This is a genomic window from Enterobacter cloacae complex sp. IR53041, from assembly GCF_049238285.1.
Taxonomy (GTDB): Bacteria; Pseudomonadota; Gammaproteobacteria; order Enterobacterales; family Enterobacteriaceae; genus Enterobacter; species Enterobacter roggenkampii.
This window is the reverse complement of the sequence record NZ_JBMKHB010000009.1, coordinates 57636-83372: the sequence shown is the minus strand read 5'-3', so window position 1 is coordinate 83372 and position 25737 is coordinate 57636. Positions and strand designations below refer to the sequence as shown.

The 25737-nt window shown below is 57.2% G+C and carries 24 protein-coding genes and 1 pseudogene; 18 read left to right on the top strand and 7 right to left on the bottom strand.

From position 1 onward, the window contains the following. Positions 1-80: 80 nt before the first annotated feature. Complete coding sequence (cysQ, locus tag ACOTXF_RS08855) at positions 81-821, top strand: 3'(2'),5'-bisphosphate nucleotidase CysQ (RefSeq protein WP_008501432.1); 741 nt, start codon at positions 81-83, stop codon at positions 819-821. Here cysQ and ACOTXF_RS08850 read toward each other — a convergent pair. Then, complete coding sequence (locus tag ACOTXF_RS08850; RefSeq protein ID WP_023326561.1) at positions 815-1372, bottom strand: YtfJ family protein; 558 nt, start codon at positions 1370-1372, stop codon at positions 815-817. The genes cysQ and ACOTXF_RS08850 overlap by 7 nt on opposite strands. Before the next feature lie 324 nt (positions 1373-1696). On the opposite strand from ACOTXF_RS08850, the gene ACOTXF_RS08845 reads away from it, so the two are divergent. Continuing rightward, complete coding sequence (locus ACOTXF_RS08845; protein ID WP_008501430.1) at positions 1697-1903, top strand: DUF1107 domain-containing protein; 207 nt, start codon at positions 1697-1699, stop codon at positions 1901-1903. A gap of 70 nt (positions 1904-1973) precedes the next feature. Here ACOTXF_RS08845 and ACOTXF_RS08840 read toward each other — a convergent pair whose 3' ends face one another. Both ACOTXF_RS08840 and msrA read right to left on the bottom strand, forming a co-directional pair. Continuing rightward, on the bottom strand, positions 1974-3311 hold the full coding sequence (locus ACOTXF_RS08840; RefSeq protein ID WP_008501429.1) for a hemolysin family protein: 1338 nt from the start codon (positions 3309-3311) through the stop codon (positions 1974-1976). Positions 3312-3522: 211 nt separating this feature from the next. Beyond that, the gene (gene msrA / locus ACOTXF_RS08835; protein ID WP_008501428.1) at positions 3523-4164 is read right to left on the bottom strand and encodes a peptide-methionine (S)-S-oxide reductase MsrA; all 642 of its coding nucleotides are present in this window, start codon (positions 4162-4164) and stop codon (positions 3523-3525) included. A 224-nt stretch (positions 4165-4388) separates the two neighbouring features. On the opposite strand from msrA, the gene tamA reads away from it, so the two are divergent. From tamA to ACOTXF_RS08820, 3 genes are read left to right on the top strand one after another with little or no spacing between them, the layout of a single operon-like run. Next, a complete protein-coding gene (gene tamA, locus ACOTXF_RS08830) occupies positions 4389-6122 on the top strand; it encodes an autotransporter assembly complex protein TamA (protein WP_008501426.1) in 1734 nt (577 codons plus the stop codon). Then, entirely contained in the window at positions 6119-9895 is a 3777-nt protein-coding gene (tamB, locus tag ACOTXF_RS08825; protein WP_008501425.1) for an autotransporter assembly complex protein TamB, read from the top strand. Before tamA ends, tamB begins: the two co-directional genes overlap by 4 nt. A 2-nt stretch (positions 9896-9897) precedes the next feature. After that, positions 9898-10242, top strand: coding sequence for a gamma-glutamylcyclotransferase family protein (locus tag ACOTXF_RS08820; RefSeq protein ID WP_008501424.1), 345 nt, complete (start codon positions 9898-9900; stop codon positions 10240-10242). Between the two features lie 54 nt (positions 10243-10296). Here the strand turns inward: ACOTXF_RS08820 and ppa are convergent, their stop codons facing one another. After that, on the bottom strand, positions 10297-10827 hold the full coding sequence (ppa, locus tag ACOTXF_RS08815) for an inorganic diphosphatase (protein ID WP_008501423.1): 531 nt from the start codon (positions 10825-10827) through the stop codon (positions 10297-10299). A gap of 309 nt (positions 10828-11136) precedes the next feature. Between ppa and ytfQ the strand changes: the two genes are divergently transcribed. From ytfQ to ACOTXF_RS08790, 5 genes are all read left to right on the top strand, one after another. Further along, complete coding sequence (ytfQ, locus tag ACOTXF_RS08810; RefSeq protein WP_021240696.1) at positions 11137-12093, top strand: galactofuranose ABC transporter substrate-binding protein YtfQ; 957 nt, start codon at positions 11137-11139, stop codon at positions 12091-12093. A 105-nt stretch (positions 12094-12198) separates the two neighbouring features. Beyond that, on the top strand, positions 12199-13701 hold the full coding sequence (gene ytfR / locus ACOTXF_RS08805; RefSeq protein WP_234115195.1) for a galactofuranose ABC transporter, ATP-binding protein YtfR: 1503 nt from the start codon (positions 12199-12201) through the stop codon (positions 13699-13701). Between the two features lie 10 nt (positions 13702-13711). Then, a complete protein-coding gene (gene ytfT / locus ACOTXF_RS08800; RefSeq protein ID WP_165602178.1) occupies positions 13712-14737 on the top strand; it encodes a galactofuranose ABC transporter, ATP-binding protein YtfT in 1026 nt (341 codons plus the stop codon). Continuing rightward, on the top strand, positions 14724-15725 hold the full coding sequence (gene yjfF / locus ACOTXF_RS08795) for a galactofuranose ABC transporter, permease protein YjfF (RefSeq protein ID WP_008501419.1): 1002 nt from the start codon (positions 14724-14726) through the stop codon (positions 15723-15725). The genes ytfT and yjfF overlap by 14 nt, the downstream gene beginning before the upstream one ends. Before the next feature lie 84 nt (positions 15726-15809). After that, the gene (locus ACOTXF_RS08790; protein WP_021240693.1) at positions 15810-17381 is read left to right on the top strand and encodes a methyl-accepting chemotaxis protein; all 1572 of its coding nucleotides are present in this window, start codon (positions 15810-15812) and stop codon (positions 17379-17381) included. On the opposite strand, the gene ACOTXF_RS08785 is transcribed toward ACOTXF_RS08790, so the two are convergent. Then, positions 17353-17709: a helix-turn-helix domain-containing protein gene (locus ACOTXF_RS08785; protein WP_045415455.1), complete on the bottom strand. Its 357-nt coding sequence runs from the start codon at positions 17707-17709 to the stop codon at positions 17353-17355. The two genes, ACOTXF_RS08790 and ACOTXF_RS08785, sit on opposite strands and share 29 nt — an antisense overlap. Before the next feature lie 150 nt (positions 17710-17859). Continuing rightward, positions 17860-18858 (bottom strand): class 1 fructose-bisphosphatase, encoded by a 999-nt coding sequence (fbp, locus tag ACOTXF_RS08780; protein WP_023326570.1) that lies wholly within the window; start codon positions 18856-18858, stop codon positions 17860-17862. A 197-nt stretch (positions 18859-19055) separates the two neighbouring features. Here fbp and mpl point away from each other — a divergent pair. Next, positions 19056-20437: pseudogene (gene mpl / locus ACOTXF_RS08775) on the top strand (UDP-N-acetylmuramate:L-alanyl-gamma-D-glutamyl-meso-diaminopimelate ligase). Between the two features lie 77 nt (positions 20438-20514). Here the strand turns inward: mpl and yjgA are convergent. After that, the gene (yjgA, locus tag ACOTXF_RS08770; RefSeq protein ID WP_008501414.1) at positions 20515-21066 is read right to left on the bottom strand and encodes a ribosome biogenesis factor YjgA; all 552 of its coding nucleotides are present in this window, start codon (positions 21064-21066) and stop codon (positions 20515-20517) included. Between the two features lie 95 nt (positions 21067-21161). Here yjgA and pmbA point away from each other — a divergent pair, with 95 nt between their 5' ends. From pmbA to ACOTXF_RS08735, 7 genes are all read left to right on the top strand, one after another. Continuing rightward, positions 21162-22514, top strand: coding sequence for a metalloprotease PmbA (pmbA, locus tag ACOTXF_RS08765; RefSeq protein WP_008501413.1), 1353 nt, complete (start codon positions 21162-21164; stop codon positions 22512-22514). 38 nt (positions 22515-22552) lie between these two features. Then, positions 22553-22939, top strand: coding sequence for a cytochrome b562 (gene cybC / locus ACOTXF_RS08760; protein WP_008501412.1), 387 nt, complete (start codon positions 22553-22555; stop codon positions 22937-22939). Between the two features lie 315 nt (positions 22940-23254). Further along, the gene (locus ACOTXF_RS08755; RefSeq protein ID WP_025911967.1) at positions 23255-23593 is read left to right on the top strand and encodes a glycine dehydrogenase; all 339 of its coding nucleotides are present in this window, start codon (positions 23255-23257) and stop codon (positions 23591-23593) included. Positions 23594-23603: 10 nt separating this feature from the next. Further along, entirely contained in the window at positions 23604-23966 is a 363-nt protein-coding gene (locus ACOTXF_RS08750; protein ID WP_006810339.1) for an SFCGS family glycine-rich protein, read from the top strand. 2 nt (positions 23967-23968) lie between these two features. Then, complete coding sequence (locus tag ACOTXF_RS08745) at positions 23969-24268, top strand: DUF4312 family protein (RefSeq protein WP_006810338.1); 300 nt, start codon at positions 23969-23971, stop codon at positions 24266-24268. 22 nt (positions 24269-24290) lie between these two features. Next, positions 24291-25067 (top strand): DUF4311 domain-containing protein, encoded by a 777-nt coding sequence (locus tag ACOTXF_RS08740; RefSeq protein ID WP_008501408.1) that lies wholly within the window; start codon positions 24291-24293, stop codon positions 25065-25067. Positions 25068-25080: 13 nt separating this feature from the next. Continuing rightward, a complete protein-coding gene (locus ACOTXF_RS08735; RefSeq protein ID WP_008501407.1) occupies positions 25081-25722 on the top strand; it encodes a DUF4310 family protein in 642 nt (213 codons plus the stop codon). Positions 25723-25737 lie beyond the last annotated feature (15 nt).

Genomic DNA, 25737 nt, shown 5'->3' with positions numbered 1-25737 from the left:
TCACAGATAGCGGAATTGTTCACATTACGATATAACTAAAACAAAGAGTTAACCTCACTGCGTTAACAAAGAGGTGGAAAATGCTAGATAAAATTTGTCAGCTCGCACGGGATGCGGGGGATGCCATCATGCAGGTGTATGACGGTAGTAAACCCATGGAGGTTGTCAGCAAAGCGGACGACTCTCCGGTCACGGCGGCAGATATCGCGGCGCATAAGGTGATCCTGAAAGGGTTACAGGCCTTAACGCCGGACATCCCCGTCCTGTCAGAAGAAGCGCCGCAAAGCTGGGAAGAGCGCCAGCACTGGCAGCGCTACTGGCTGGTGGACCCCCTGGACGGGACAAAAGAGTTCATCAAGCGCAACGGTGAATTCACCGTCAATATCGCCCTGATTGAGAAGGGTAAAGCGGTGCTGGGCGTGGTCTACGCGCCGGTCATGAAGGTGATGTACAGTGCTGCAGAAGGGAAGGCGTGGAAGGAAGAGTGCGGCGTGCGCAAGCAGATCCAGGTGCGCGACGCGCGTCCGCCGCTGGTGGTGATTAGCCGCTCGCACAGCGACAGCGAGCTGCAGGAGTATCTGCAGCAGCTGGGTGAACACCAGACCACCTCGATTGGCTCATCGCTGAAATTCTGCCTGGTGGCGGAAGGACAAGCTCAGCTCTATCCCCGCTTTGGGCCGACGAACGTCTGGGACACCGCCGCCGGGCATGCCGTTGCCGCGGCCGCCGGGGCGCATGTTCATGACTGGCAGGGCAAGCCGCTGGACTACACCCCGCGCGAATCCTTCCTCAATCCCGGCTTCCGCGTCTCTCTTTATTGAGCCAGCAGCTTATGCAGCAGGTCGACAACCTGCTGCACCTCTTCCTGGGTCAGCGCCCCGTCTTTCACCCACTGTACGCGGCCGTTCTTATCCAGCACGACAATCGCAGAGCTCTCTTCCTCCAGCTGCCAGGCCTTACGGGTGACGCCGTTGCTGTCGACGATAAACTGCGACCATGGGTAGAGCTTTTTATTGCTCTCAAGGCTTGAACGCACAAACATCCCGGAGCCCGGAATGGCGTCATCGGTATTCACGATCGTGGTGGTCTGGTAGCGGTCGTGTGGGAATTTTGCCGCCTTGATCGCCTCCACCAGGTTGGCATTTTTCTCTTTTGCAGATGTACGACCGGCAATATGTTGTACAACTCTCACTTTGCCCGCGAGCTGCGCGCTATTCCAGGCTTTATAGCTAAACTTATCATTGTCGAGAATCAATTCTCCCCGGTCAGCAATGCCGACTGGCGGTACACGTTGTCCTTTTTCAATGTTGTGAGCACTCGCCCACAGGGGCAGCAGCAGGCAGGCTGCTGCAAGGATAGTACGTAGGGTCATGGCGTTTCCTTATTGTTTGCAGGTGATCCGACCACTTGGTCATGCATTTTTAATGATAAGTGCGATCAATGTGGTTTTCCCGCAATCCCGATGCCACTTTGCGGGTGAACGCACATATCCATGAAAAAACGACGGCTTATACTGCGCTCAGTCACGCTTTGCAAAGATTATTCTGAATAATTGTAATCAAACGGTAAATAAACTTATGCACACTGGGTAACACCGTAGTTCTGGTCTATAGTCATTGGGCATTAAAATTTGCGCTCAGGACAGTCGGGCCGATTGTGGCACCGCAAGAGCGTATGATTCGCAGGAGATACAAGAATGAAAATTTTCCAACGCTACAACCCGCTTCAGGTGGCGAAGTACGTGAAGATCCTGTTCCGTGGACGGTTGTATATCAAGGATGTTGGCGCTTTTGAGTTTGATAAGGGCAAAATCCTTGTCCCAAAAGTGAAGGACAAACAGCACCTGTCTGTGATGTCCGAAGTCAACCGTCAGGTTATGCGTCTGCAAACTGAGATGGCTTAACCAACGTGCTATGCAGCAGTAAAAAAACGGCTCCCGATGGGAGCCGTTGATGTTTGTGGGGGCAGGAACCTTACGCCGACACCTTCTCTTCCGCATCCGGCAGCTTCGGCACCAGTACGGTCGGTTTGTTGTCGATGCGCGTCACCAGCAGCTGGTCGATGCGGTAGTTATCAATATCCACCACCTCAAACTTGTAGCCGGAGAACTTCACCGAGTCGGTACGTTTCGGGATCTTACGCAGCATAAACATCATAAAGCCGCCGATGGTCTCGTAGTTTCCGGACTGCGGGAACTCGTCGATATCCAGCACGCGCATCACGTCTTCAATTGGCGTGCCGCCATCAATCAGCCATGAATTATCGTCACGCTGAACAATCTGCTCTTCCAGCCCCTGGCCTACCAGGTCGCCCATCAGCGTGGTCATGACGTCGTTGAGGGTGATAATACCCACCACCAGCGCGTATTCGTTCATGATCACCGCGAAGTCTTCCCCGGCGGTTTTGAAGCTTTCCAGCGCTTCTGAGAGCGTCAGGGTGTCCGGCACAATCAGGGTATTGCGGATCTGCACGCCGCTGTTCAGCGCCAGGCTCTGGTTCGCCAGCACGCGGTTCAGCAGGTCTTTGGAGTCGACGTAACCGATGATGTGGTCAATATCTTCATTACAGACCAGGAACTTGGAGTGCGGATGCTGCGCCACTTTGTTCTTCAGGCTCTGCTCATCTTCATGTAAATCGAACCAGATAATGCTTTCACGGCCCGTCATGGAAGAGGGCACGGTACGGGATTCCAGTTCGAATACGTTCTCAATCAGCTCGTGTTCCTGCTTACGCAGTACCCCGGCCAGGGCACCGGCTTCCACGACCGCATAAATGTCGTCAGAGGTGATGTCATCTTTACGCACCATCGGCAGCTTAAAGATGCGGAAAATGACGTTTGCCAGGCCGTTGAAGAACCACACCAGCGGGCGGAACACAAACAGGCAGAAGCGCATCGGGTTGATGATACGCAAAGCCACGGCTTCTGGCGCAATCATACCGATGCGTTTCGGGGTCAGGTCGGCGAAGAGGATGAACAGCCCGGTCACCAGCGAGAAGGAGAGGATAAAGCTCAGCTGTTCGGCCAGTTCGGCGGACATGTACTGCGCAAAGAGGCTATAAAACGCCGGGGAAAATGCCGCATCGCCCACGATACCGCCCAGGATAGCCACCGCGTTCAGACCAATTTGTACCACGGTAAAGAAGGTACCGGGGTTTTCCTGCATTTTGAGAATGCGTGAGGCGTTGATGTTGCCCTCGTCGGCGAGCAGCTTCAGTTTGATTTTACGGGACGCGGCCAGCGAGATCTCGGATATCGAGAAAAATGCACTGACGGCAATCAGACAAAGTATTACTAAAATACTGTTTAACATAGTTTATCCGGCTTCTCGCCAGATCCTCAGAAGGGGAGTTGATACCATTTGTGTGGAAACACATTGAACATCAGCTCGTAGCGTTGAGCCGATTATTTCAGCGGCTAGTATAGCGTAAAGAGATGTAAATCTGCCAGAGGTCACATTTTTACATAAAACAGACCGGACAGCGGGTGCTGCCCGGTACGGGCGACGATCTAACGGCTGATAATCAGGCCAGCTGTGGCGGCAGGCAGACGCCGATACCTCCGATTCCGCAGTAGCCGTACGGGTTTTTATGCAGATACTGCTGGTGATCGTCCTCGGCGTAGTAGAACGGTTTCGCGGTGGTGATTTCCGTGGTCACCTCGCGCGTATCGCCCGCTTCACGCATGGCCTGCTGGAAACGCTCAAGGCTGGCGCGCGCGGCGGCATCCTGCTCAGGGGTGAGCGGATAGATAGCCGAGCGGTACTGCGTGCCGTGGTCGTTGCCCTGACGCATGCCCTGCGCCGGGTCGTGGTTTTCCCAGAAGACCTGCAGGAGCTGTTCGTAGCTGATTACCGTCGGGTCGTACACTACGCGTACCGCTTCCGCATGGCCGGTTTCGCCGGAGCAGACTTCGCGGTAGGTTGGATTCGGCGTGTAACCGCCCGTGTAGCCGGCTGCCGTGCTGTAAACGCCAGGCAGCTGCCAGAAGAGGCGCTCAACGCCCCAGAAGCAGCCCATAGCGAACAGGGCGATTTCCATGCCATCAGGAACGTTAGTCATGGAATGGCCATTGACGGCGTGTAAAGTCGCCACAGGCATAGGGGTGTTGCGTCCCGGTAATGCATCAGCTTGTGAAACCAGATGCTTTTTGTCGAATAAACTCACGGTGGGGCCTCCCGGGGTGCGATGTTTCGGTTAAGGTTGTCACGGCGCGTTTAATTGAACACAATAAATGCGCTGAATGAGTCTAGATTTAATCATAAGAAATATTTGGGTGTTACACCCATTTTCAACCCGAGATTCGGGTTTTTGGGCAACAGGCCGTATTTTGCCGCGGAGCGGCACTTCATTTGCTTCCAGGGTGGAAACAGGGATATTCAGGAGAAAACGTGACAAAAATCCGCCAGTTATGTTTAGTCAGTCTGTTGCTGACAAGCGGAATTGCCAGCGCGGCGAATGTCCGTTTGCAGGTTGAGGGGTTATCCGGGGCGCTACAAAAAAACGTGCGTGCGCAGCTATCGACCATCCAGAGTGATGAGGTGACGCCGGACCGGCGTTTCCGCGCGCGCGTCGATGATGCCATCCGTGAAGGACTAAAAGCGCTAGGGTATTACGAACCCACCATTGATTTCGATCTCCGCCCGCCCCCAAAGAAGGGGCGCCAGGTGCTTATTGCCCGCGTTTCGCCGGGCGAGCCGGTGCTGATTGGCGGCACCAACGTCATCCTGCGCGGCGGGGCGCGTACCGACCGGGATTACCTGGACCTGCTCAGCACGCGGCCGAAAATCGGCACCGTGCTCAACCACGGTGACTACGACCACTTCAAAAAAGAGCTGACCAGCGTTTCCCTGCGTAAGGGCTACTTTGACAGCCAGTTCAATAAAAGCCAGCTGGGCATTGCGCTGGCGCGACGTCAGGCCTTCTGGGATATCGACTACGACAGCGGAGAACGCTACCGCTTTGGCGACGTGACGTTCGAAGGTTCGCAAATTCGTGAAGAGTACCTGCAAAACCTCGTGCCCTTTAAAAAAGGGGATTACTACCAGTCGAGCGACCTGGGAGAGCTGAACCGACGGCTCTCAGCCACCGGCTGGTTTAACTCCGTGGTTGTCGCCCCTGAATTTGATAAGTCTCGCAAAACCAAGGTGTTGCCGCTGCACGGCGTTGTTTCGCCGCGCACCGAGAACACCATAGAAACCGGTGTGGGCTATTCGACGGACGTTGGCCCGCGCGTGAAGGCCACCTGGAAAAAGCCGTGGATGAACTCCTACGGCCATAGCCTGACCACCAGCGCCAGCATTTCCGCCCCGGAACAGCAGCTCGATTTCAGCTATAAAATGCCGCTGCTGAAAAATCCGCTTGAGCAATATTACCTGGTTCAGGGGGGCTTTAAGCGCACCGACCTCAACGATACCGAGTCCGATTCCACCACGCTTGCCGTGTCGCGTTACTGGGATCTCTCCAGCGGCTGGCAGCGCGCCATCAACCTGCGCTGGAGCCTGGATCACTTTACCCAGGCCAACGTCACCAACACCACCATGCTGCTCTATCCTGGGGTGATGATCAGCCGCACCCGCTCGCGCGGCGGCCTGATGCCGACCTGGGGCGATTCCCAGCGTTATTCTATCGATTACTCCAACACCATGTGGGGTTCCGACGTGGATTTCTCGGTGATTCAGGCGCAGAACGTCTGGATCCGCACGCTGTATGACAAACACCGCTTTGTGGTGCGCGGCAACCTCGGCTGGATTGAAACCGGCGACTTCGACAAGGTCCCGCCGGACCTGCGCTTCTTCGCCGGGGGCGATCGCAGCATCCGCGGCTATAAATACAAATCCATCGCGCCTAAGGACGATGACGGCAAGCTGATCGGTGCCTCTAAGCTGGCTACCGGCTCGCTGGAGTACCAGTACAACGTCAGCGGAAAATGGTGGGGCGCCATGTTCGTCGACGGCGGCGAAGCGGTGAGCGATATCCGCCGCAGCGATTTTAAAACCGGCGCGGGCGTCGGCGTACGCTGGCAGTCACCCGTCGGGCCCATCAAGCTCGATTTCGCCGTGCCGGTGGGCGACAAAGAAGAACACGGATTACAGTTTTACATCGGTCTGGGGCCTGAATTATGAGTTTATGGAAGAAGATAAGCCTCGGGGTGCTGATTTTTATCGTGCTGCTGCTCGGTACGGTGGCGTTTCTGGTAGGAACGACGACCGGGCTGCATCTGCTGTTTAACGCCGCGAACCGCTGGGTGCCGGGGCTGGAGATTGGCCAGGTGACGGGCGGCTGGCGCGACCTGCGCCTGAAGAACATCCGCTATGAGCAGCCGGGCGTGGCGGTGAACGCCGGGGAGTTTCATCTGGCGGTGAAGCTGGGCTGTCTGCGTGACAGCAAGCTCTGCGTCAACGACTTGTCGCTAAAAGACGTCAACGTGGCGATAGATTCGAAGAAAATGCCGAAGTCTGCGCCGGTAGAGGAAGAGGACAGCGGTCCGCTGAATCTCTCCACGCCGTACCCTATCGCGCTTTATCGGGTGGCGCTTGATAACGTCAATATCAAAATCGACGACACCACCGTGTCCGTGATGGATTTCAGCTCCGGCCTGCGCTGGCAGGAGAAAAACCTCACCCTGACGCCAACCTCCCTGCAGGGCTTGCTGATCGCGCTGCCGAAAGTGGCCGACGTGGCGCAGGAAGAGATCGTCGAGCCGAAGATCCAGAACCCGCAGCCGGAAGAGAAGCCGCTGGGCGAAACGCTGAAAGACCTCTTCTCGAAGCCTGTCCTGCCGGAAATGACCGATGTGCATCTGCCGCTGAACCTCAATATTGAAGAGTTCAAAGGCGAGCAGCTGCGCCTGACAGGCGATACCGACCTGACGGTCTATAACATGCTGCTGAAAGTCAGCAGCATTGACGGCAACATGAAGCTCGACGCGCTGGATATCGACACCAATCAGGGCTCGGTGAACGCGTCAGGCAACGCCCTGCTGCGCGACAACTGGCCGGTGGATATCACGCTGAATAGCGCCCTGAACATTGACCCGCTCAAAGGCGAGAAGGTGAAGGTCAAAGTAGGCGGGGCGCTGCGCGAGAAGCTGGATGTTGGGGTCAATCTCTCCGGCCCGGTGGACATGGTCCTGCGTGCGCAAACCCAGCTGGCGGAAGCCGGGCTGCCGCTCAATCTTGAGGTGGTCAGCAAGCAGCTTTACTGGCCATTCACCGGCGAAAAACAGTACCAGGCCGATGACCTGAAGCTGAAGCTGAGCGGTAAGATGACCGACTATACGCTCTCGTTCCGCACCGCAGTGAAGGGGCAGGGCGTGCCGCCCGCGAACATCACCCTGGATGCGAAGGGCAATGAACAGCAGGTTAACCTCGACAAGCTGACCGTCGCGGCGCTGGAAGGCAAAACCGAGTTGACCGCGCTGCTCGACTGGCAGCAGGCGATCAGCTGGCGCGGCGAGCTGAAGCTGACGGGCATTAACACCGCCAAAGAGGTCCCGGACTGGCCGTCGAAGCTGGATGGCCTGATCAAAACGCGCGGCAGCCTGTACGGCGGCACGTGGCAGATGGACGTGCCGGAGATCAAGCTCACCGGGAACGTGAAGCAGAACAAGGTAAACGTTGAAGGCTCGGTGAAAGGCAACAGCTACCTGCAGTGGATTATCCCGGGTCTGCACGTGGCGCTGGGCCGCAACACGGCGGATATCAAAGGTGAGCTGGGGGTGAAAGATCTCAATCTGGACGCCACCATCGACGCGCCGAATCTGGATAACGCCCTGCCGGGCCTGGGCGGTACGGCGAAGGGGCTCCTGAAGGTGCGCGGCACGGTAGACGCGCCGCAGCTGCTGGCGGACATTACCGCCAATAACCTGCGCTGGCAGGCGCTGAGCGTTGCCCGCGTTCGAGTGGAAGGGGATGTGAAATCCACTGACCAGATCGGCGGTAACCTGAACCTGCGCGTAGAGCGCATCTCTCAGCCGGACGTCAACATCAGCCTGGTCACCCTGGACGCGAAAGGGAACGAGAAGCAGCACGACCTGCAGCTGCGCGTGCAGGGCGAGCCGGTCTCCGGCCAGCTTCACCTGACCGGCAGTTTCGACCGCAAAGAGGAGCGCTGGAAAGGGACGCTGGATAACACCCGCTTCAACACGCCGGTCGGGCCGCTGGCGCTGTCGCGCGCCATCGCGCTGGACTACCGCAACGCCGAGCAGAAGATCAGCATTGGGCCGCACTGCTGGACCAACCCGAATGCGGAACTGTGCGTGCCGCAGACCATCGACGCGGGTGCGGAAGGACGCGCGCAGATCAACCTCAACCGCTTCGATCTGGCGATGCTGAAACCGTTTATGCCGGATACTACCCAGGCCAGCGGCGTCTTCAGCGGAAAAGCCGATGTCGCCTGGGACACCACCAAAGAGGGGCTGCCGCAGGGTAGCGTCACGCTGTCCGGGCGTAACGTGAAGGTGACGCAGGAGGTAAATGACGCGCCGCTGCCGGTGGCCTTCGACACCCTGAACCTGAGCGCAGACCTGCATAACAACCGTGCGGAGCTGGGCTGGCTGATTCGTCTCACCAACAACGGTCAGTTTGACGGCAAGGTTCAAATTACCGACCCACAGGGACGGCGAAATCTGGGCGGCAACGTCACTATCCGCAACTTCAACCTGGCGATGGTGAACCCGATTTTCGCACGCGGGGAAAAAGCCGAGGGCATGGTGAACGCCAACCTGCGCCTGGCGGGCAATGCGCAAAGCCCTCAGCTGTTCGGCCAGCTGCGCCTCAGCGGCGTGGATATTGACGGCAACTTTATGCCGTTTGACATGCAGCCGAGCCAGATCGCGATGAACTTCAACGGCATGAGCTCGACGCTGAGCGGATCGGTACTGACGCAGCAGGGGCAAATCAATCTGAGCGGCGACGCGGACTGGAGCCAGCTCGACAACTGGCGCGCCCGTATTGCCGCGAAGGGCAGTAAGGTGCGCATCACCGTACCGCCGATGGTGCGGCTGGACGTCTCGCCTGATGTGGTCTTTGAAGCCACGCCAAGCCTCTTCACGCTTGACGGTCGCGTCGACGTGCCGTGGGCGCGCATCGTGGTTCACGACGTGCCGGAAAGTGCGGTCGGCGTCTCAAGTGATGAAGTTATGCTCAATGAAAATCTGAAACCGGTCGAACAGAAGAGCGCGGGCATACCGATTAATAGTAACCTTATCGTGCACGTGGGGAATAACGTGCGGTTGGATGCGTTTGGGCTGAAGGCGAGGCTTACGGGCGACCTGAAGGTGGCGCAGGATAAACAAGGGCTTGGCCTGAACGGGCAGATCAATATCCCTGAAGGGCGATTCCACGCCTATGGTCAGGATCTGATTGTCCGTAAAGGCGAGCTGCTGTTCTCCGGTCCACCGGATCAACCGCTGCTGAACATCGAAGCGATTCGTAACCCGGAAGCGACGGAAAACGACGTCATTGCCGGGGTACGCGTCACCGGTTCCGCCGACGAACCGAAGGCGGAGATCTTCTCTGACCCGGCGATGTCCCAGCAGGAAGCCCTCTCTTACCTGCTGCGTGGTCAAGGTCTCGACAGCGGTCAGAGCGACAGCGCGGCGATGACTTCGATGTTAGTGGGGCTGGGGGTTGCACAAAGTGGGCAGGTTGTGGGTAAAATCGGCGAGACGTTCGGCGTAAGCAATCTGGCGCTGGACACCCAGGGCGTGGGTGACTCCTCGCAGGTGGTGGTCAGCGGCTATGTACTGCCGGGTCTGCAGGTAAAATATGGTGTGGGGATCTTTGACTCACTGGCAACACTCACGTTACGCTATCGCCTGATGCCTAAGCTATATCTGGAAGCAGTGTCCGGCGTAGACCAGGCACTTGATCTGCTCTATCAGTTTGAGTTTTAGCAATGCGAATATTTGTCTACGGCAGTTTACGAACCAGGCAAGGCAACAGTCACTGGATGACCAATGCCCAGCTACTGGGGAATTACAATATCGAGAACTACCAGTTGTACAGCCTGGGCCACTATCCAGGCGCGGTTCCGGGCGAAGGAACAGTACAGGGTGAAGTTTATCGTATTGATAACGCGACGCTTGCCGAACTTGATGCCTTGCGCACCAGGGGCGGTGAATACGCACGCCAGTTGATCCAGACGCCGTACGGAAGCGCGTGGATGTATGTCTACCAGCGTCCAGTCGACGGGTTAACGCGGATCGTAAGCGGTAACTGGTTAGACAGAGACCAGTACTGAAAAACGACAACGCCACCGTAAGGTGGCGTTGTTTTTTGTGTCTGGCAGTAATAATTACTTCTTAGCAGCGCGTTCGAAAGAGGCGATGATTTCCGCTTTCGCTGCTTCTGCGTTGTCCCAGCCGTCAACTTTAACCCACTTGCCTTTTTCGAGGTCTTTGTAGTGCTCGAAGAAGTGAGTGATCTGCGCTTTCAGCAGCTCTGGCAGGTCGTTCACATCTTTGATGTGATCGTACTCTTTGCTCAGCTTGGTGTGCGGTACCGCAACCAGCTTCGCATCTTCACCGGATTCGTCGGTCATTTTCAGCACGCCAACTGGACGGCAGCGAATCACTGCGCCTGGCTGCAGTGGGTATGGCGTTGGGACCAGCACGTCAACCGGGTCACCGTCCAGAGACAGGGTGTGGTTGATGTAACCGTAGTTGCACGGATAGAACATCGCGGTAGACATGAAGCGGTCTACGAACAGGGCGCCGCTCTCTTTGTCCACTTCGTATTTGATCGGATCTGCGTTAGCCGGGATTTCGATAACTACGTAGATGTCTTCTGGCAGTTCTTTACCCGCTGGGACGTTGAGTAAGCTCATGTCGGTGTCCTTTAAAATGGATGGTAAACAAGTGGCAGGTATTATAGCCAACTCGCGCTGAATGTCTCCGCCTGTTTTCGCCTTCTCTCCACGTTCTTCCCACTTTTCAGACCGATTCCATGACAGAAAAATCCATAAACTCAGCCGCATTTTTCATGGAGAAATGAAAGCGATTACAAACTTGTGATTAACGTTTTATTCACTTTTCTGAAGTGTGATGTAACGCAATTCGTTACATATTTCATGGGCTATAGTCATTCCGCAGAACATCTTTTAACCAACAATAACTCACCCTACGAGGACGTTCATATGTGGAAGCGCTTACTCCTTGTCACAGCAGTTTCGGCAGCCATGTCGTCTATGGCGATGGCCGCTCCCTTAACCGTAGGTTTTTCGCAGGTCGGCTCTGAATCTGGCTGGCGAGCGGCAGAAACCAACGTGGCGAAAAGCGAAGCTCAGAAACGCGGCATTACCCTGAAAATCGCCGATGGCCAGCAAAAACAAGAGAATCAGATCAAAGCCGTGCGCTCCTTTATCGCCCAGGGCGTGGATGCCATCTTTATTGCACCCGTCGTTGCGACCGGCTGGGAACCCGTCCTGAAGGAAGCGAAAGACGCTGAAATCCCGGTCTTCCTGCTCGATCGTTCCATCGACGTTAAAGACAAATCTCTCTATATGACCACCGTGACGGCCAACAACGTGCTGGAAGGGCAGCTAATTGGCGACTGGCTGATAAAACAGGTCGACGGCAAGCCGTGTAACGTTGTTGAACTGCAGGGCACCGTCGGGGCGAGCGTGGCCATCGACCGTAAAAAAGGCTTTGCTGAAGCCATCGCCAAAGCGCCAAACATCAAGATTATCCGCTCTCAGTCCGGCGACTTTACCCGCAGTAAAGGTAAAGAGGTGATGGAGAGCTTCATTAAGGCCGAAAACAACGGCAAGAACATCTGCATGGTTTACGCCCACAACGATGACATGGCGATCGGTGCGATTCAGGCAATTAAAGAAGCGGGCCTGAAGCCGGGCAAAGATATCCTCACCGGCTCTATCGACGGCGTGCCTGATATCTACAAAGCGATGATCGACGGCGAAGCCAACGCCAGCGTGGAGCTGACGCCAAACATGGCCGGCCCGGCATTCGACGCGCTGGAGAAATTCAAGAAAGACGGCACGATGCCGGAGAAAGTGACGGTCACCAAATCCACGCTCTACCTGCCTGACACGGCGAAAGAAGAGTTAGAGAAGAAGAAAAATATGGGCTACTAAGCCTGTCTGAACATGCCGGGTGACGCTGCGCTTACCCGGCCTACGATACGCTCTTTTGTAGGCCGGATAAGCGTAGCGCCATCCGGCTTGATGCAGGGGGAAACCATGACCACTGAACAACACCAGGAAATCCTCCGCACAGAGGGCTTGAGTAAATTCTTCCCCGGCGTAAAGGCGCTGGATAACGTTGATTTCAGCCTGCGGCGCGGGGAGATCATGGCGCTGCTGGGGGAAAACGGCGCGGGAAAATCGACGCTGATTAAATCTCTGACCGGCGTTTATCACGCCGACCGCGGCACCATCTGGCTGGAAGGTAACGCCATTTCGCCAAAAAACACCGCCCATGCCCAGCAGTTGGGGATCGGGACGGTATACCAGGAAGTGAACCTGCTGCCGAATATGTCGGTGGCGGATAACCTGTTTATTGGCCGTGAGCCACGACGCTTTGGGCTGCTGCGCCGTAAAGAGATGGAGGCGCGGGCGACAAAGCTGATGGAATCCTACGGCTTCTCCCTCGACGTCCGCGAGCCGCTGAACCGCTTTTCCGTGGCGATGCAGCAGATCGTCGCCATTTGCCGCGCGATCGATCTCTCGGCAAAGGTGCTGATCCTCGACGAACCCACCGCCAGCCTCGATACCCAGGAGGTGGAAATGCTCTTTACCCTGATGCGCCAGCTGCGCGATCAGGGCGTCAGCCTGATCTTCGTTACCCACTTCCTCGATCAGGTGTATGAGGTGAGCGATCGCATTACGGTGCTGCGCAACGGCAGCTTTGTCGGCTGCCGCGAAACCCGCGAGCTGCCGCAGATCGAGCTGGTCAAAATGATGCTGGGCCGCGAGCTGGAGACCAACGCCCTTCAGCGCGCGGGCCGCACGCTGCTGAGCGAGAAGCCGGTCGCCGCGTTCAGCGATTACGGCAAAAAAGGGGTCATCTCGCCGTTTAACCTTGAGGTGCGGCCGGGCGAAATTGTCGGGCTGGCGGGCCTGCTGGGCTCGGGGCGTACCGAGACCGCCGAGGTGATCTTCGGGATCAAGCCCGCCGACAGCGGCAGCGCGCTGATCAAGGGCAAACCGCAAACCCTGCGATCGCCGCATCAGGCCTCCTGTCTGGGTGTGGGCTTCTGCCCGGAAGACAGGAAAACGGACGGCATTATTGCCGCCGCCTCGGTGCGGGAAAATATCATTCTGGCGCTTCAGGCGCAGCGCGGCTGGCTGCGGCCGATCCCACGCAAAGAGCTGAACGCCATTGCTGAGCGCTTTATCCGCCAGCTCGGCATCCGCACCCCGAGCGCGGAACAGCCCATCGAGTTCCTCTCCGGTGGTAACCAGCAGAAAGTGCTGCTCTCCCGCTGGTTGCTGACCAAACCCCAGTTCCTGATCCTCGACGAACCGACCCGCGGCATTGACGTAGGGGCGCACGCCGAAATTATCCGGCTTATCGAAACCCTGTGCGCAGACGGTCTGGCCCTGCTGGTCATTTCGTCCGAGCTGGAAGAGCTGGTGGGCTATGCCGATCGCGTCATCATCATGCGCGATCGTAAACAGGTGGCAGAGATCCCGCTGGATAAGCTGTCCGTTCCGGCGATCATGAATGCCATCGCGGCATAAGGAGTGAATCGTGATGTCCCGTTCGCTTTCGCAAACCGGTGAGTCAAAGCGCCGCTTCAGCTGGCCGACCGGCACGCCGCAAATCGCGGCGCTGCTGGTGGTTTTACTGGTGGATAGCCTGGTCGCGCCGCATTTTTTCCAGATTATCGTGCAGGATGGCCGCCTGTTTGGCAGCCCGATAGACATTTTAAACCGCGCCGCGCCCGTGGCGCTGCTGGCCATCGGGATGACGCTGGTCATCGCCACCGGCGGGATTGATCTCTCCGTCGGCGCGGTGATGGCTATCGCCGGGGCCACGGCAGCCTCCATGACCGTGGCCGGGCATAGCCTGCCGGTGGTCCTGCTTGCAGCCTTAGGCACTGGCGTGCTGGCCGGATTATGGAACGGCATTCTGGTGGCGGTGCTGAAAATCCAGCCCTTTGTCGCCACGCTCATTTTAATGGTGGCCGGGCGCGGCGTCGCGCAGCTGATTACCTCCGGACAGATTGTCACCTTTAACTCGCCGAGCCTGGCGTGGCTCGGCAGCGGCAACCTTCTGTTCTTCCCGACGCCGGTGATCGTTGCCCTGGTCACGCTCATTGTCTTCTGGCTTTTCACCCGCAAAACGGCGCTGGGCATGTTCATTGAGGCCGTCGGGATCAACATTCGCGCCGCGCGCAACGCCGGGGTTAACACGCGGCTGATGGTGATGCTGACCTACGTGCTGAGCGGTATTTGCGCTGCCATCGCCGGCGTGATCGTCGCGGCGGATATTCGCGGAGCCGATGCCAACAACGCCGGGCTCTGGCTGGAGCTGGATGCGATCCTGGCGGTGGTGATCGGCGGCGGGTCGCTGATGGGCGGGCGCTTTAACCTGCTGCTCTCGGCGATCGGCGCGCTGATCATTCAGGGCATGAACACCGGGATCCTGCTTTCGGGATTCCAGCCGGAACTCAACCAGGTGGTGAAAGCGGTGGTCGTGCTTTGCGTGCTGATCGTCCAGTCGCCGCGCTTTGTCAGCATCATTAAGGGGATCCGTGGCCATGATAAAACGTAATTTGCCGCTAATGATCACGCTGGGCGTGTTTGTGCTGGGCTATCTCTACTGCCTGACCCAGTTCCCGGGGTTTGCCTCGACGCGCGTGATCTGCAATATCCTGACCGATAACGCCTTTTTAGGCATCATCGCCGTCGGCATGACCTTTGTGATCCTCTCCGGCGGGATCGACCTCTCCGTCGGCTCGGTGATCGCGTTTACGGGCGTGTTCCTCGCGAAAGCGATCGGCTTCTGGGGCATCTCACCGCTGCTGGCGTTCCCGCTGGTGCTGGTGATGGGCTGCGCGTTTGGCGCCTTTATGGGGCTGCTGATCGACGCGTTAAAAATTCCGGCATTTATCATTACCCTCGCGGGGATGTTCTTCCTGCGCGGGGTGAGCTACCTGGTGTCGGAAGAGTCGATCCCGATTAACCATCCGGTGTACGACACGCTCTCCAGCCTTGCGTGGAAAATCCCCGGCGGCGGCCGCCTGAGCGCGATGGGGCTGCTGATGCTGGGCGTGGTAGTGATTGGCATCTTCCTCGCCCACCGCACCCGGTTTGGCAATCAGGTTTACGCTATTGGCGGCAATGCCACGTCGGCCAACCTGATGGGGATCTCGACCCGCAGCACCACCATCCGCATTTATATGCTCTCGACCGGCCTGGCGACGCTGGCGGGGATCGTCTTCTCGGTGTATACCCAGGCGGGCTATGCCCTTGCAGGCGTTGGCGTGGAGCTGGATGCGATTGCTTCTGTGGTCATCGGCGGCACGCTGCTCAGCGGCGGCGTGGGTACGGTGCTAGGGACGCTGTTCGGCGTGGCGATTCAGGGGCTGATCCAGACCTATATCAACTTTGACGGCACGCTCAGCTCCTGGTGGACGAAGATCGCCATCGGCATTCTGCTGTTTATTTTTATTGCCCTGCAGCGCGGCCTGACGGTGCTCTGGGAGAACCGTCAAAGCTCGCCTGTTACCCGCGTGAACACATCGGTAACAGAGCGATAACATGCTGAAAGTCTAAACATTTTCCGGTAGCGGCCGATACTCTTTTTTTATGCCCAGAAATATCTCGCTACCGGAAATAATATCATGCTGAAAACGCTATCGATTCGTACCGGCTTGCTCTCTTTACTGGCCGTTATGACCCTTCTGCTGCTGATTGTCAGCGGCATTGGCATTTATGCCCTCACACAGAGTTCTTCTTCGCTGCAGCGCATTAATCACCTTCAGGGTGAGCAGATGGTGCAGCTTAATTCAGGCTATACGCTGATCCTGCGCGCGCGCAATGAAGCGGGTCAGGCCGTCCGCATGATGGAAATCGGCATGCTGGACGATGCGGCCAGCGCGGTAAAAAACATTAATCAGGAAGTCGCTCTGGCCCAGAAAACGCTGAAGGGCGTGATCGACGGCGGCGTGGCTGACGAGCAGGGGCAGCAGCTGCTCGATAAAGTGGCAGCCAGCCTGGCGGCGTATAACCAGCAGGGGATCAACCCGATGCTGAAAACCCTCAACGACCAGAGCGCGGACGGGTATTACGATCTGCTGGAGAAGACGCTGATCCCGCTGGCGTCAGCGTTTGATAACGACATGCAGGCGTTTCAGAAATGGAGCGAAGCGCGAGGTCAGGCGGAAGTGAGCGCCGTGCAGGCGAGCAAAACCCGCGTCCTGATCCTGATTATCGTCGCCGCGCTGCTGACGGCGGGCATTATCGTGCTGGCCTGGCTGGCGCTGCGCCATATGCTGCTCAAGCCGCTCTCGGCGTCGATTGCTCAGCTGGAGAACGTGGCGGCGGGCGATTTAACCCATACGCTGGCCGCGCCCGCGAGCCAGGAGTTTAACCGCCTTAACGCGGTCATTGAGGAGATGCGTCAGTCGCTGATGAACTCGGTTCTGCGGGTACGCGATGCCAGCGCGCAGATTGACACCGGCAGCCGCGAGCTGACGCTGGGGAACCGGGATCTCGCCGAGCGAACGGAATCCACCGCCACGTCGCTGGAGCAGACGGCGGCGAGCATGGAACAGATCACCGCCACGGTGAAGCTCAACGCCGATAACGCCGAGCAGGCGCACCAGCTGGCGAAGTCGGTCTCCGACACGGCCGATCACGGCAGCGAAATGGTCTGCTACGTGATTGAAAAAATGCGCGATATCTCCGGCAGCTCGGCGCGCATCGCCGACATCCTGAGCGTGATCGACGGCATTGCCTTCCAGACCAATATTCTGGCGCTTAACGCCTCCGTAGAGGCGGCGCGCGCGGGCGAGCAGGGGCGCGGGTTTGCCGTCGTCGCGGGCGAGGTGCGAAACCTGGCCAGCCGCAGCGCCGACGCAGCGAAAGAGATTCGTTCCCTTATCAGTGATTCGCAAACCCACGTTAACGAGGGCAGCGAGCTGGCCCAGCAGGCGGGCGAAACGATGGATGAGATCGCAACAGAAGTGCTGCGCATGACCAAACTGATGCGTGAGATTGCGACCGCGTCTCAGGAGCAAAGCCGCGGCATTGAGCAGGTGAATATTGCGGTAAACCAGATGGACGAAACCGCGCAGCAGAATGCGGCGCTGGTGCAGCAATCCTCCGCCGCGACCCGCTCCCTTGAGGAGCAGTCGCGTCAGCTGATGGAAGCCATGTCATCATTCAAAGTGACGACTCAGAACGCGGCATAATATTACCCAGCCCCGGTACGTTCTGTGCCGGGGTTTTATTCCTTCCGGAATTAAGCGCCCCGATATTATCGTGAATTTCGCCCATTAATATTTCCAGCGAGTTGGTTAAGGCTAATGCTTTTTCAGTCGGCTCAAGATATAAGCCTTTGCGGAGAAATAACGGCTCATCAAAGAGTTGATTAAAACGCTTTAATGCCAGACTCACCGCAGGGCGTGACATCTCCAGACGCAAAGAGGCCTTTGCCATGCTGCCGCAGCGGACGATTTCAATAAATACAGGGATAAGATTTAAATCAATGCCGGTATTAGCACGGGAATAATTTTTCATTGCGTTTCTGCTCCACGAAATATCTGTCAAACTGTTATGGAAATAATGCAGGAGCAGTGGCGAATATTAAAGCGTGTTTTTTATAAACACTTATACGGTAAAATATATAAATGAACAGGGGAGCCGGATTGGCTCCCCTGAAGAGAGGGATTACGCGTCCGGGTACTCGCGGATAAAGCGTTCAACGTCTTCAACCATGTGGTTGTTGCCGACGAAGAACGAACGGCGCTGGTGAAGGCTATCCGGCACGATCTCCAGAATACGCTCTTTACCGTCGCTCGCCTTACCGCCCGCCTGTTCGGCCAGGAACGCCATCGGGTTGCATTCGTACAGCAGACGCAGCTTCCCGTCCGGGTGGCTGGCGGTGCTTGGGTAGAGGTAGATGCCGCCTTTCAGCAGGTTACGGTGGAAATCCGCGACCAGAGAGCCAATATAGCGGGACGTGTACGGGCGCTGCGTCGCTTTATCTTCTTCCTGGCAGAATTTGATGTACTTCTTCACGCCGTTCGGGAAGCGGATGTAGTTACCTTCGTTAATGGAGTAGGTATTGCCCTTCTCCGGGAAGCGCATGCGTTCCTGGCTCAGGCAGAAAACGCCCAGGGAAGGATCGTACGTAAAGGCATGTACGCCGCAACCGGTGGTGTAGACCAGCATGGTGGAGGAGCCATAGACGACGTAACCGGCAGCAACCTGATTAATGCCCGGCTGCAGGAAATCTTCTTCGGTCACCGGCGTGCCAACAGGCGTGACGCGGCGGTAGATGGAGAAAATGGTACCGACAGAAACGTTAACGTCGATGTTGGAGGAGCCGTCGAGCGGATCCATCAGAACAACGTATTTCGCGTGTTCACACCCTTCGAAAACAACAATTTCATCTTCTTCTTCGGAGGCGATACCCGCAACGATGTCGCGCGCGCGCAGTGCAGCTTTCAGTTTTTCATTTGCGAACAGATCGAGCTTCTGTTGAACCTCGCCCTGAACGTTCTCGGCACCGCTGGCACCCAGGATATCGACCAGACCGGCCTTGTTGATATCACGGTGGATGATCTTAGCGCCCAGCTTTATTGCCGACAGCAAAGCAGTGAGTTCACCGGTAGCATGAGAGAACTCGTGCTGCTTTTCGACAATAAATTCACCTAACGTTTTCATAACACTTTCCCTGCATCTTTGTGAGTAGAGCGATTGTATGTTCACTAAAACGACTAAAGCCCAACAATCTTAACAAATATTCAAATAGTAGCGCAGAGGTGAATCGCGCCAGCAACATACGGATTTACCTGAAATGCGTTTCACAGCCGCTAACATGTGAGTAAAATGTGCGCCACATTGAAGAAGGATAGTGACGTATGCGCATTCATATATTGGGGATTTGTGGCACTTTCATGGGCGGACTGGCAATGCTGGCGCGCTCGCTGGGCCATGAGGTGACAGGTTCGGACGCCAATGTGTATCCGCCAATGAGCACACTTCTGGAGAAACAGGGCATCTCTCTTATTCAGGGCTACGATGCCAGCCAGCTGGATCCCGAGCCGGACCTGGTGATTATTGGCAACGCCATGACCCGCGGCAATCCGTGCGTTGAGGCGGTACTGGAACGCAATATTCCGTTCATGTCCGGCCCGCAGTGGCTGCATGACTTCGTCCTGCGCGACCGCTGGGTGGTTGCCGTTGCCCCGGTACCCACGGCAAAACGACCACCGCGGGCATGGCGACCTGGATCCTCGAAGCCTGCGGCTATAAGCCGGGCTTCGTCATCGGCGGCGTACCGGGCAACTTTGACGTTTCTGCGCGCCTGGGGGACAGCCCGTTCTTTGTGATCGAAGCCGACGAGTATGACTGCGCGTTCTTCGACAAGCGCTCTAAGTTTGTGCACTACTGCCCGCGCACGCTGATCCTCAATAACCTTGAGTTTGACCACGCGGATATTTTTGACGACCTGAAAGCCATACAGAAACAGTTCCACCACCTGGTGCGCATCGTGCCGGGCCAGGGCCGCATCATCCTGCCGGAAAACGACATCAACCTGAAGCAGACCCTGGCAATGGGCTGCTGGAGCGAGCAGGAGCTGGTGGGCGAGCAGGGCCACTGGCAGGCGAAGAAACTCAACGCCGATGCCTCCGAGTGGGAAGTGCTGCTCGACGGCGAAAAAGTGGGCGAAGTGAAGTGGGGCCTGGTGGGCGAACACAACATGCACAACGGCCTGATGGCGATTGCGGCAGCGCGTCACGTGGGCGTTCTGCCTGCGGATGCAGCGAATGCGCTGGGCTCGTTTATCAATGCCCGCCGCCGTCTGGAGCTGCGCGGTGAAGCCCACGGCGTCACCGTGTATGACGATTTCGCGCACCACCCAACGGCCATTCTGGCCACGCTTGCCGCCCTGCGTGGCAAAGTCGGCGGTACCGCGCGCATTCTGGCGGTGCTGGAACCGCGCTCGAACACCATGAAGATGGGCATCTGCAAAGACGATCTCGCGCCGTCGTTAGGACGTGCCGATGAGGTCTTCCTGCTGCAGCCGCAGCATATTCCGTGGCAGGTCGCGGAAGTGGCCGATGCCTGCATCCAGCCTGCGCACTGGAGTGCGGATGTGGATACGCTGGCGGATATGGTGGTGAAAGCCGCTCAGCCCGGCGACCATATTCTGGTGATGAGCAACGGCGGTTTCGGTGGGCTCCATCAGAAGCTGCTGGACGGGCTGGCGAAGAAAGCGGAAGCGGCCGCCGAGGCGTAAAAAAAAGCCCGGTGGCGCTAGCGCTTACCGGGCCTACGTTCTTTTCCCCCTCGCCCCTCCGGGGTGAGGGGAACGGATTACTCTTCGTTCTCAGACAGCTCGCGCAGATACTGGAAAATCAGGCGCGCAGACTTCGGCGGCTTATTCCCTTCTTTCTCTTTCTTCGCGTTGCGGATCAAGGAACGCAGCTGCTGGCGGTCGGCATCCGGCCACAGGTTCAGCACTTCCGGTACGGCGTCATCACCCTGTTCAATCAGACGATCGCGGATCTGCTCCAGCTTGTGGAACAGCGCAACCTGCTGGTTGTGGCGGTTTTTCAGCTTGTCCAGCGCCTGGCGGATCGGATCAACATCGCGCTGACGCAGCATTTTCCCGATAAGCTGAAGCTGGCGACGACGGCCTTCTTTTTTGATTTTCTGTGCCAGTTCAATGGCATCGCGCAGATCCTGGTCGAGCGGGATCTTATCCAGCGCGTTTTTACCCAGTTCTACCATTTCCGCGCCAAGCTGTTTTAACTCTTCGGCGTCACGTTTAATTTCACTTTTACTGACCCAGATGATCTCATCATCTTCGTCTTCGATGTCATCACCGGGAACGTCGTCGAGCCAGTCTTCGGGCTGCTTAGTCATGTCAGGCTCCTTAAAAAAAGAGGCTAATGTTACCAGTTAAGACGCGCACTGAAAAACGGTTCTCTGTTAGACTTCAGTTAACTCTCTCTTACAGTATGGCATTTGCGATGAAAGTAACCTCACAAGTTGAAGCGCAGCGTAAGATTCTGGAAGAAGCCGTCTCCACCGCGCTGATGCTTGCTTCAGAAAAATCAGATGGCGCCGAAGTGGCGGTCAGCAAAACCACCGGCATTAGCGTGAGCACCCGCTATGGCGAAGTGGAGAATGTTGAATTCAACAGCGACGGCGCGCTGGGTATCACGGTATATCACCAGAATCGCAAAGGCAGTGCGTCATCCACCGATCTCAGTCCGGATGCCATCGCCCGTACGGTGCAGGCCGCGCTGGATATCGCTCGTTACACCTCACCGGATCCTTACGCCGGTGTGGCGGATAAAGATCTGCTGGCGTTTGACGCGCCGGATCTCGACCTGTTCCATCCGGCGGAAGTGACGCCGGACGAAGCGATTGAGCTGGCCGCGCGCGCCGAGCAGGCGTCCCTGCAGGCCGACAAGCGCATCACCAATACCGAAGGCGGCAGCTTTAACAGCCACTACGGCATCAAAGTCTTCGGCAACAGTCACGGCATGCTGCAGGGCTATTGCTCTACCCGCCACTCGCTCTCCAGCTGCGTCATCGCCGAAGAGAACGGTGACATGGAGCGCGACTACGCCTACACCATTGGCCGCGCGCTGGGGGATTTGCAGTCTCCGGAGTGGGTAGGCAAAGAGTGTGCCGAACGCACGCTGTCTCGCCTGTCGCCGCGTAAACTCTCCACCATGAAAGCGCCGGTGATTTTTGCCAACGAAGTGGCGACAGGTCTGTTTGGCCATCTGGTGGGCGCTATCGCGGGCGGCTCCGTTTACCGTAAATCGACCTTCCTGCTCGACTCGCTGGGCAAGCAGATCCTGCCGGAATGGCTCACCATCGAAGAGCATCCGCACCTGCTGAAAGGCCTGGCCTCCACGCCGTTCGACAGCGAAGGCGTGCGCACCGAGCGTCGTGACATCGTGAAAGACGGCATTCTGACCCAGTGGCTTCTGACCAACTACTCCGCGCGCAAGCTGGGGCTGAAAAGCACCGGGCACGCGGGCGGCATTCACAACTGGCGCATTGCCGGGCAGGGCCTCAACTTTGAGCAGATGCTGAAAGAGATGGGCACCGGGCTGGTGGTGACCGAGCTGATGGGTCAGGGCGTCAGCGGCATCACCGGCGATTACTCTCGCGGCGCGGCGGGCTTCTGGGTTGAAAACGGCGAAATCCAGTATCCGGTGAGCGAAATTACCATCGCTGGCAATCTGAAGGACATGTGGCGCAATATCGTTACGGTCGGTAACGATATTGAAACACGCAGCAATATACAGTGTGGTTCTGTATTACTCCCGGAAATGAAAATCGCCGGACAATAGAGATAGCGTTTTGTTGATAATAAAAAAGGAAGTGAGCAATGCGTAAACATCTGTTAGCGATCGTCGCGGCTTCAACGCTGGTTCTTGGCTCTTCTGCGTTTGCTGCCGATCTTGAAGACGACATGGGCATCCTCGGGCAAAACCTGAAGGTGGTGCAGAAAACCGACAATGCGGCGGAAATGAAAGACGCGCTGACCAAAATGCGTGAAGCGGCGCTGGACGCACAAAAAGCGACGCCTCCTAAACTGGAAAGCAAAGCGGCAGACAGTGCAGAAATGAAAGACTACCGCCACGGCTTTGACGTGCTGGTCGGCCAGATCGACGGCGCGCTGAAGCTCGCTAACGAAGGCAAAGTGAAGGAAGCCCAGGCGGCGGCCGAGCAGTTTGTGACGACCCGTAATACGTATCACAAGAAATACCGTTAACCGATCGCGCATCTGACAAATAATCAGCGGGGGCCAGTGGCCCCCGTTTTTTTGCGCGGTAATAAGTAAACCCTATCGCCATCACATTTTTGCGTCACCACGCCTGAACGTTTTCGTTTCCCCGGCGCGCGTTTTGCCGCTGGAATACGTGATATTAATCACGCAAATGCCGTGATTAATCCAGATTCACCGTATTTATGTGGCACAGATCACTGCTGCGGCTCCCCTTTCCACTTCGAAGTGGAAAACAACTCGCTACAAACAATTCCCCCCCAACGTTAGTTTTATTCCAGAGCCATTAACGGGGTAAGACCAGTGATTAACGGAGCGGTAATGAACGACGTTGGGGAACAGGCAGAGCAAACAGAACAGCTCGCGAACACCATGCTGCAGCAGGTTTATGCCCTGCTGGCCCGGAACAACATCATCCCCAATGCGGTACAGGAGCAGATGCTTACTTCCCACGTGCGCGCCATGGCGCACCGGTCCGTGACCGGCGAGCCGCTGCCGGAGGTTGAAGCAGAGCTGTTTGACGAAATTTCACCGGATTCAATGCGGCTTGCCCGTGAAGTGGTGGCGCAGTTTGGCAACCTTCCAGATGAAGAGGCCTGGCTGCTCTCCGTTCACTTTGAAGTCGCGAAAGACAACCTTTAAGGAGCAACACATGGAACAGATTACAGTCGTGATTGGCGATCGCCTGGGTAAAGGTCAGAAAGTGGCGGCCGGTGTGGAAAAAGCAGGTGGACGCGCGGTTGTCGTACCGGGCATGGCGGCAGACATGAAGCTCGGCGACGTAATGAAAGCGGAAAACGCGACTTTCGGCATCTCCTTCTGCGGCAGCGGCGGCGCGGGTGCCATCACCGCCCAGACCAAATATGGCTACAAGGCCAAATACGGCATGCGTTCCGTGGATGAAGGCGTCACCGCCATTAACGAAGGCTGCAACGTGCTGGGCTTTGGCTTTATGGATAAAGAAGAGCTGGGCGAGCGTCTGGTGCAGGCGTGGCAGAAAAAATACGGCGCATAAGCATGAAAGAACAGTTCACAACCACGGTGAGAGTGAAGGGGAAGGGCGACGCCAAAGCGCGCGCCTTTGCCGACGCGCTCAACCACGTTCAGGCCGCGGTGATGAAAGCCTCACCGCATATCTTACTGCGTATTGAGCCACAGGATGTGCAGGTCGTTCAGGCGCAAGAAGCGGTGCGAAAAGAAGCGTTTCTGTTCTTCTTTCTGCGCCGGGAAAGACGCACCTACAGCGTGGAGCTGGATGTGACCGTCAACGTGACCGCCATCAATCTCGACCAGGTGGATTTCGTCACGCAACGCTGATTATTCATAAAAGGGCAGACTGATGTTCTTAATTATATTAATAAAATCGCTCATCATCGGCGGCCTGGTAGGCGTCGGTGTCGGGGCCGGGGCTGCACGCATGTTTCATGCGCCTACCACTCAGGGTATGGGCGCGTTTCGTACGTTGGGGGAACTGAACTCCTGCGAAGGGGATCCGGCGTCCCACTTCTCCTTTGGGTTAGGCTTCTTCTTTAACGCCTGGGCCTCTTCCGTGGCCGCAGGGGCTTTCACACAGGACGTTGACCACCGCATCATCCCAAACTGGGGTGCTGCCGCGCTGATGATCAAAAACCGTAACGTCGGCGAAACGCTGCACGATCCGCGCAAAATGGCGATTGCCTGCGGCGTGATTGGCATGATCGTCGTGACCTTCCTTAACCTGACTGCCTCCTCCGTGCCCGCTGCGCTTCAGGTCACCGCCGTGAAGGTGCTGGTGCCTGCCGCGAACCTGCTGGTCAACACCGTGATGCCGGTGATCTTCTGGCTGGCGGCCATCGACGCGGGTAAAAAATCGGGCTTCTGGGCCACCATCTTTGGCGGCGCGGCGCAGCTGATTATGGGCAACGCCGTACCGGGCCTGGTGCTGGGGATCCTGATCGGTAAAGGCGTGGAAGAGAGCGGCTGGAACCACGTCACCAAAGTGATGATGGCGGCGATCGTGCTGCTGTTCGTGCTGAGCGGCTTCTTCCGCGGCTTCGACATGAAGATGATCGAATCCTTCCATCTGACCGTGCCGAACTGGCTCGACATGATCCACAACTCGCTCAGCGGTAAATAACAGGAGCCTCGACATGGAACAGAATAAAGGTTTTTGGTATGCCGACTGGTCGTTCCCGATCTTCGTTGGCCTGCTCTCCTCCGGCGTGTTTGCCGGGACGCACATGTACTACCTCTACGGCATCGGCGCGTTTAACGAAGTGGCCTTCGTGGCGATGCTGAAAGCGGGAATTGACACCGGCGTTTACGGCGCAGTGGCAGCGTTTGGCGCGAGCTTCCTGTTCGCCCGTATTATCGAAGGGTCGCTGGTCGGTATTCTCGACATCGGCGGGGCGATCCAGACCGGCGTGGGCCTCGGGGTTCCGGCGCTGCTGCTGGGCGCGGGGATCATGTTCCCGGTGACCAACTTCATTGCCGCGCTGATCACCGGCCTGGTGATTGGCCTTGCGATTGGCTACGTCATCATCCTGGCGCGTAAGTTCACCATCAACCAGAGCAACTCCACCTACGGCGCAGACGTGATGATGGGCGCGGGCAACGCTTCCGGCCGCTTCCTCGGACCGTTGATTATCCTCAGCGCCATGACCGCCTCCATTCCGATTGGTGTGGGTTCTCTGCTGGGCGCGCTGCTGTTCTACATCTGGCAGAAGCCCATTACCGGTGGCGCTATCCTCGGCGCAATGATTCTGGGCTGGCTGTTCCCGGTTGCCCTTTAATACCCGCGGGCGCTC

Bases quoted from the DNA above. Each gene is read 5' to 3' on its own strand.
- cysQ (WP_008501432.1), top strand. From the start codon at position 81: ATGCTAGATAAAATTTGTCAGCTCGCACGGGATGCGGGGGATGCCATC.
- ACOTXF_RS08850 (WP_023326561.1), bottom strand. From the start codon at position 1,372: ATGACCCTACGTACTATCCTTGCAGCAGCCTGCCTGCTGCTGCCCCTG.
- ACOTXF_RS08845 (WP_008501430.1), top strand. From the start codon at position 1,697: ATGAAAATTTTCCAACGCTACAACCCGCTTCAGGTGGCGAAGTACGTG.
- ACOTXF_RS08840 (WP_008501429.1), bottom strand. From the start codon at position 3,311: ATGTTAAACAGTATTTTAGTAATACTTTGTCTGATTGCCGTCAGTGCA.
- tamB (WP_008501425.1), top strand. From the start codon at position 6,119: ATGAGTTTATGGAAGAAGATAAGCCTCGGGGTGCTGATTTTTATCGTG.
- ACOTXF_RS08820 (WP_008501424.1), top strand. From the start codon at position 9,898: ATGCGAATATTTGTCTACGGCAGTTTACGAACCAGGCAAGGCAACAGT.
- ppa (WP_008501423.1), bottom strand. From the start codon at position 10,827: ATGAGCTTACTCAACGTCCCAGCGGGTAAAGAACTGCCAGAAGACATC.
- ytfQ (WP_021240696.1), top strand. From the start codon at position 11,137: ATGTGGAAGCGCTTACTCCTTGTCACAGCAGTTTCGGCAGCCATGTCG.
- ytfR (WP_234115195.1), top strand. From the start codon at position 12,199: ATGACCACTGAACAACACCAGGAAATCCTCCGCACAGAGGGCTTGAGT.
- yjfF (WP_008501419.1), top strand. From the start codon at position 14,724: ATGATAAAACGTAATTTGCCGCTAATGATCACGCTGGGCGTGTTTGTG.
- ACOTXF_RS08790 (WP_021240693.1), top strand. From the start codon at position 15,810: ATGCTGAAAACGCTATCGATTCGTACCGGCTTGCTCTCTTTACTGGCC.
- ACOTXF_RS08785 (WP_045415455.1), bottom strand. From the start codon at position 17,709: ATGAAAAATTATTCCCGTGCTAATACCGGCATTGATTTAAATCTTATC.
- fbp (WP_023326570.1), bottom strand. From the start codon at position 18,858: ATGAAAACGTTAGGTGAATTTATTGTCGAAAAGCAGCACGAGTTCTCT.
- yjgA (WP_008501414.1), bottom strand. From the start codon at position 21,066: ATGACTAAGCAGCCCGAAGACTGGCTCGACGACGTTCCCGGTGATGAC.
- pmbA (WP_008501413.1), top strand. From the start codon at position 21,162: ATGGCATTTGCGATGAAAGTAACCTCACAAGTTGAAGCGCAGCGTAAG.
- cybC (WP_008501412.1), top strand. From the start codon at position 22,553: ATGCGTAAACATCTGTTAGCGATCGTCGCGGCTTCAACGCTGGTTCTT.
- ACOTXF_RS08750 (WP_006810339.1), top strand. From the start codon at position 23,604: ATGGAACAGATTACAGTCGTGATTGGCGATCGCCTGGGTAAAGGTCAG.
- ACOTXF_RS08745 (WP_006810338.1), top strand. From the start codon at position 23,969: ATGAAAGAACAGTTCACAACCACGGTGAGAGTGAAGGGGAAGGGCGAC.
- ACOTXF_RS08740 (WP_008501408.1), top strand. From the start codon at position 24,291: ATGTTCTTAATTATATTAATAAAATCGCTCATCATCGGCGGCCTGGTA.
- ACOTXF_RS08735 (WP_008501407.1), top strand. From the start codon at position 25,081: ATGGAACAGAATAAAGGTTTTTGGTATGCCGACTGGTCGTTCCCGATC.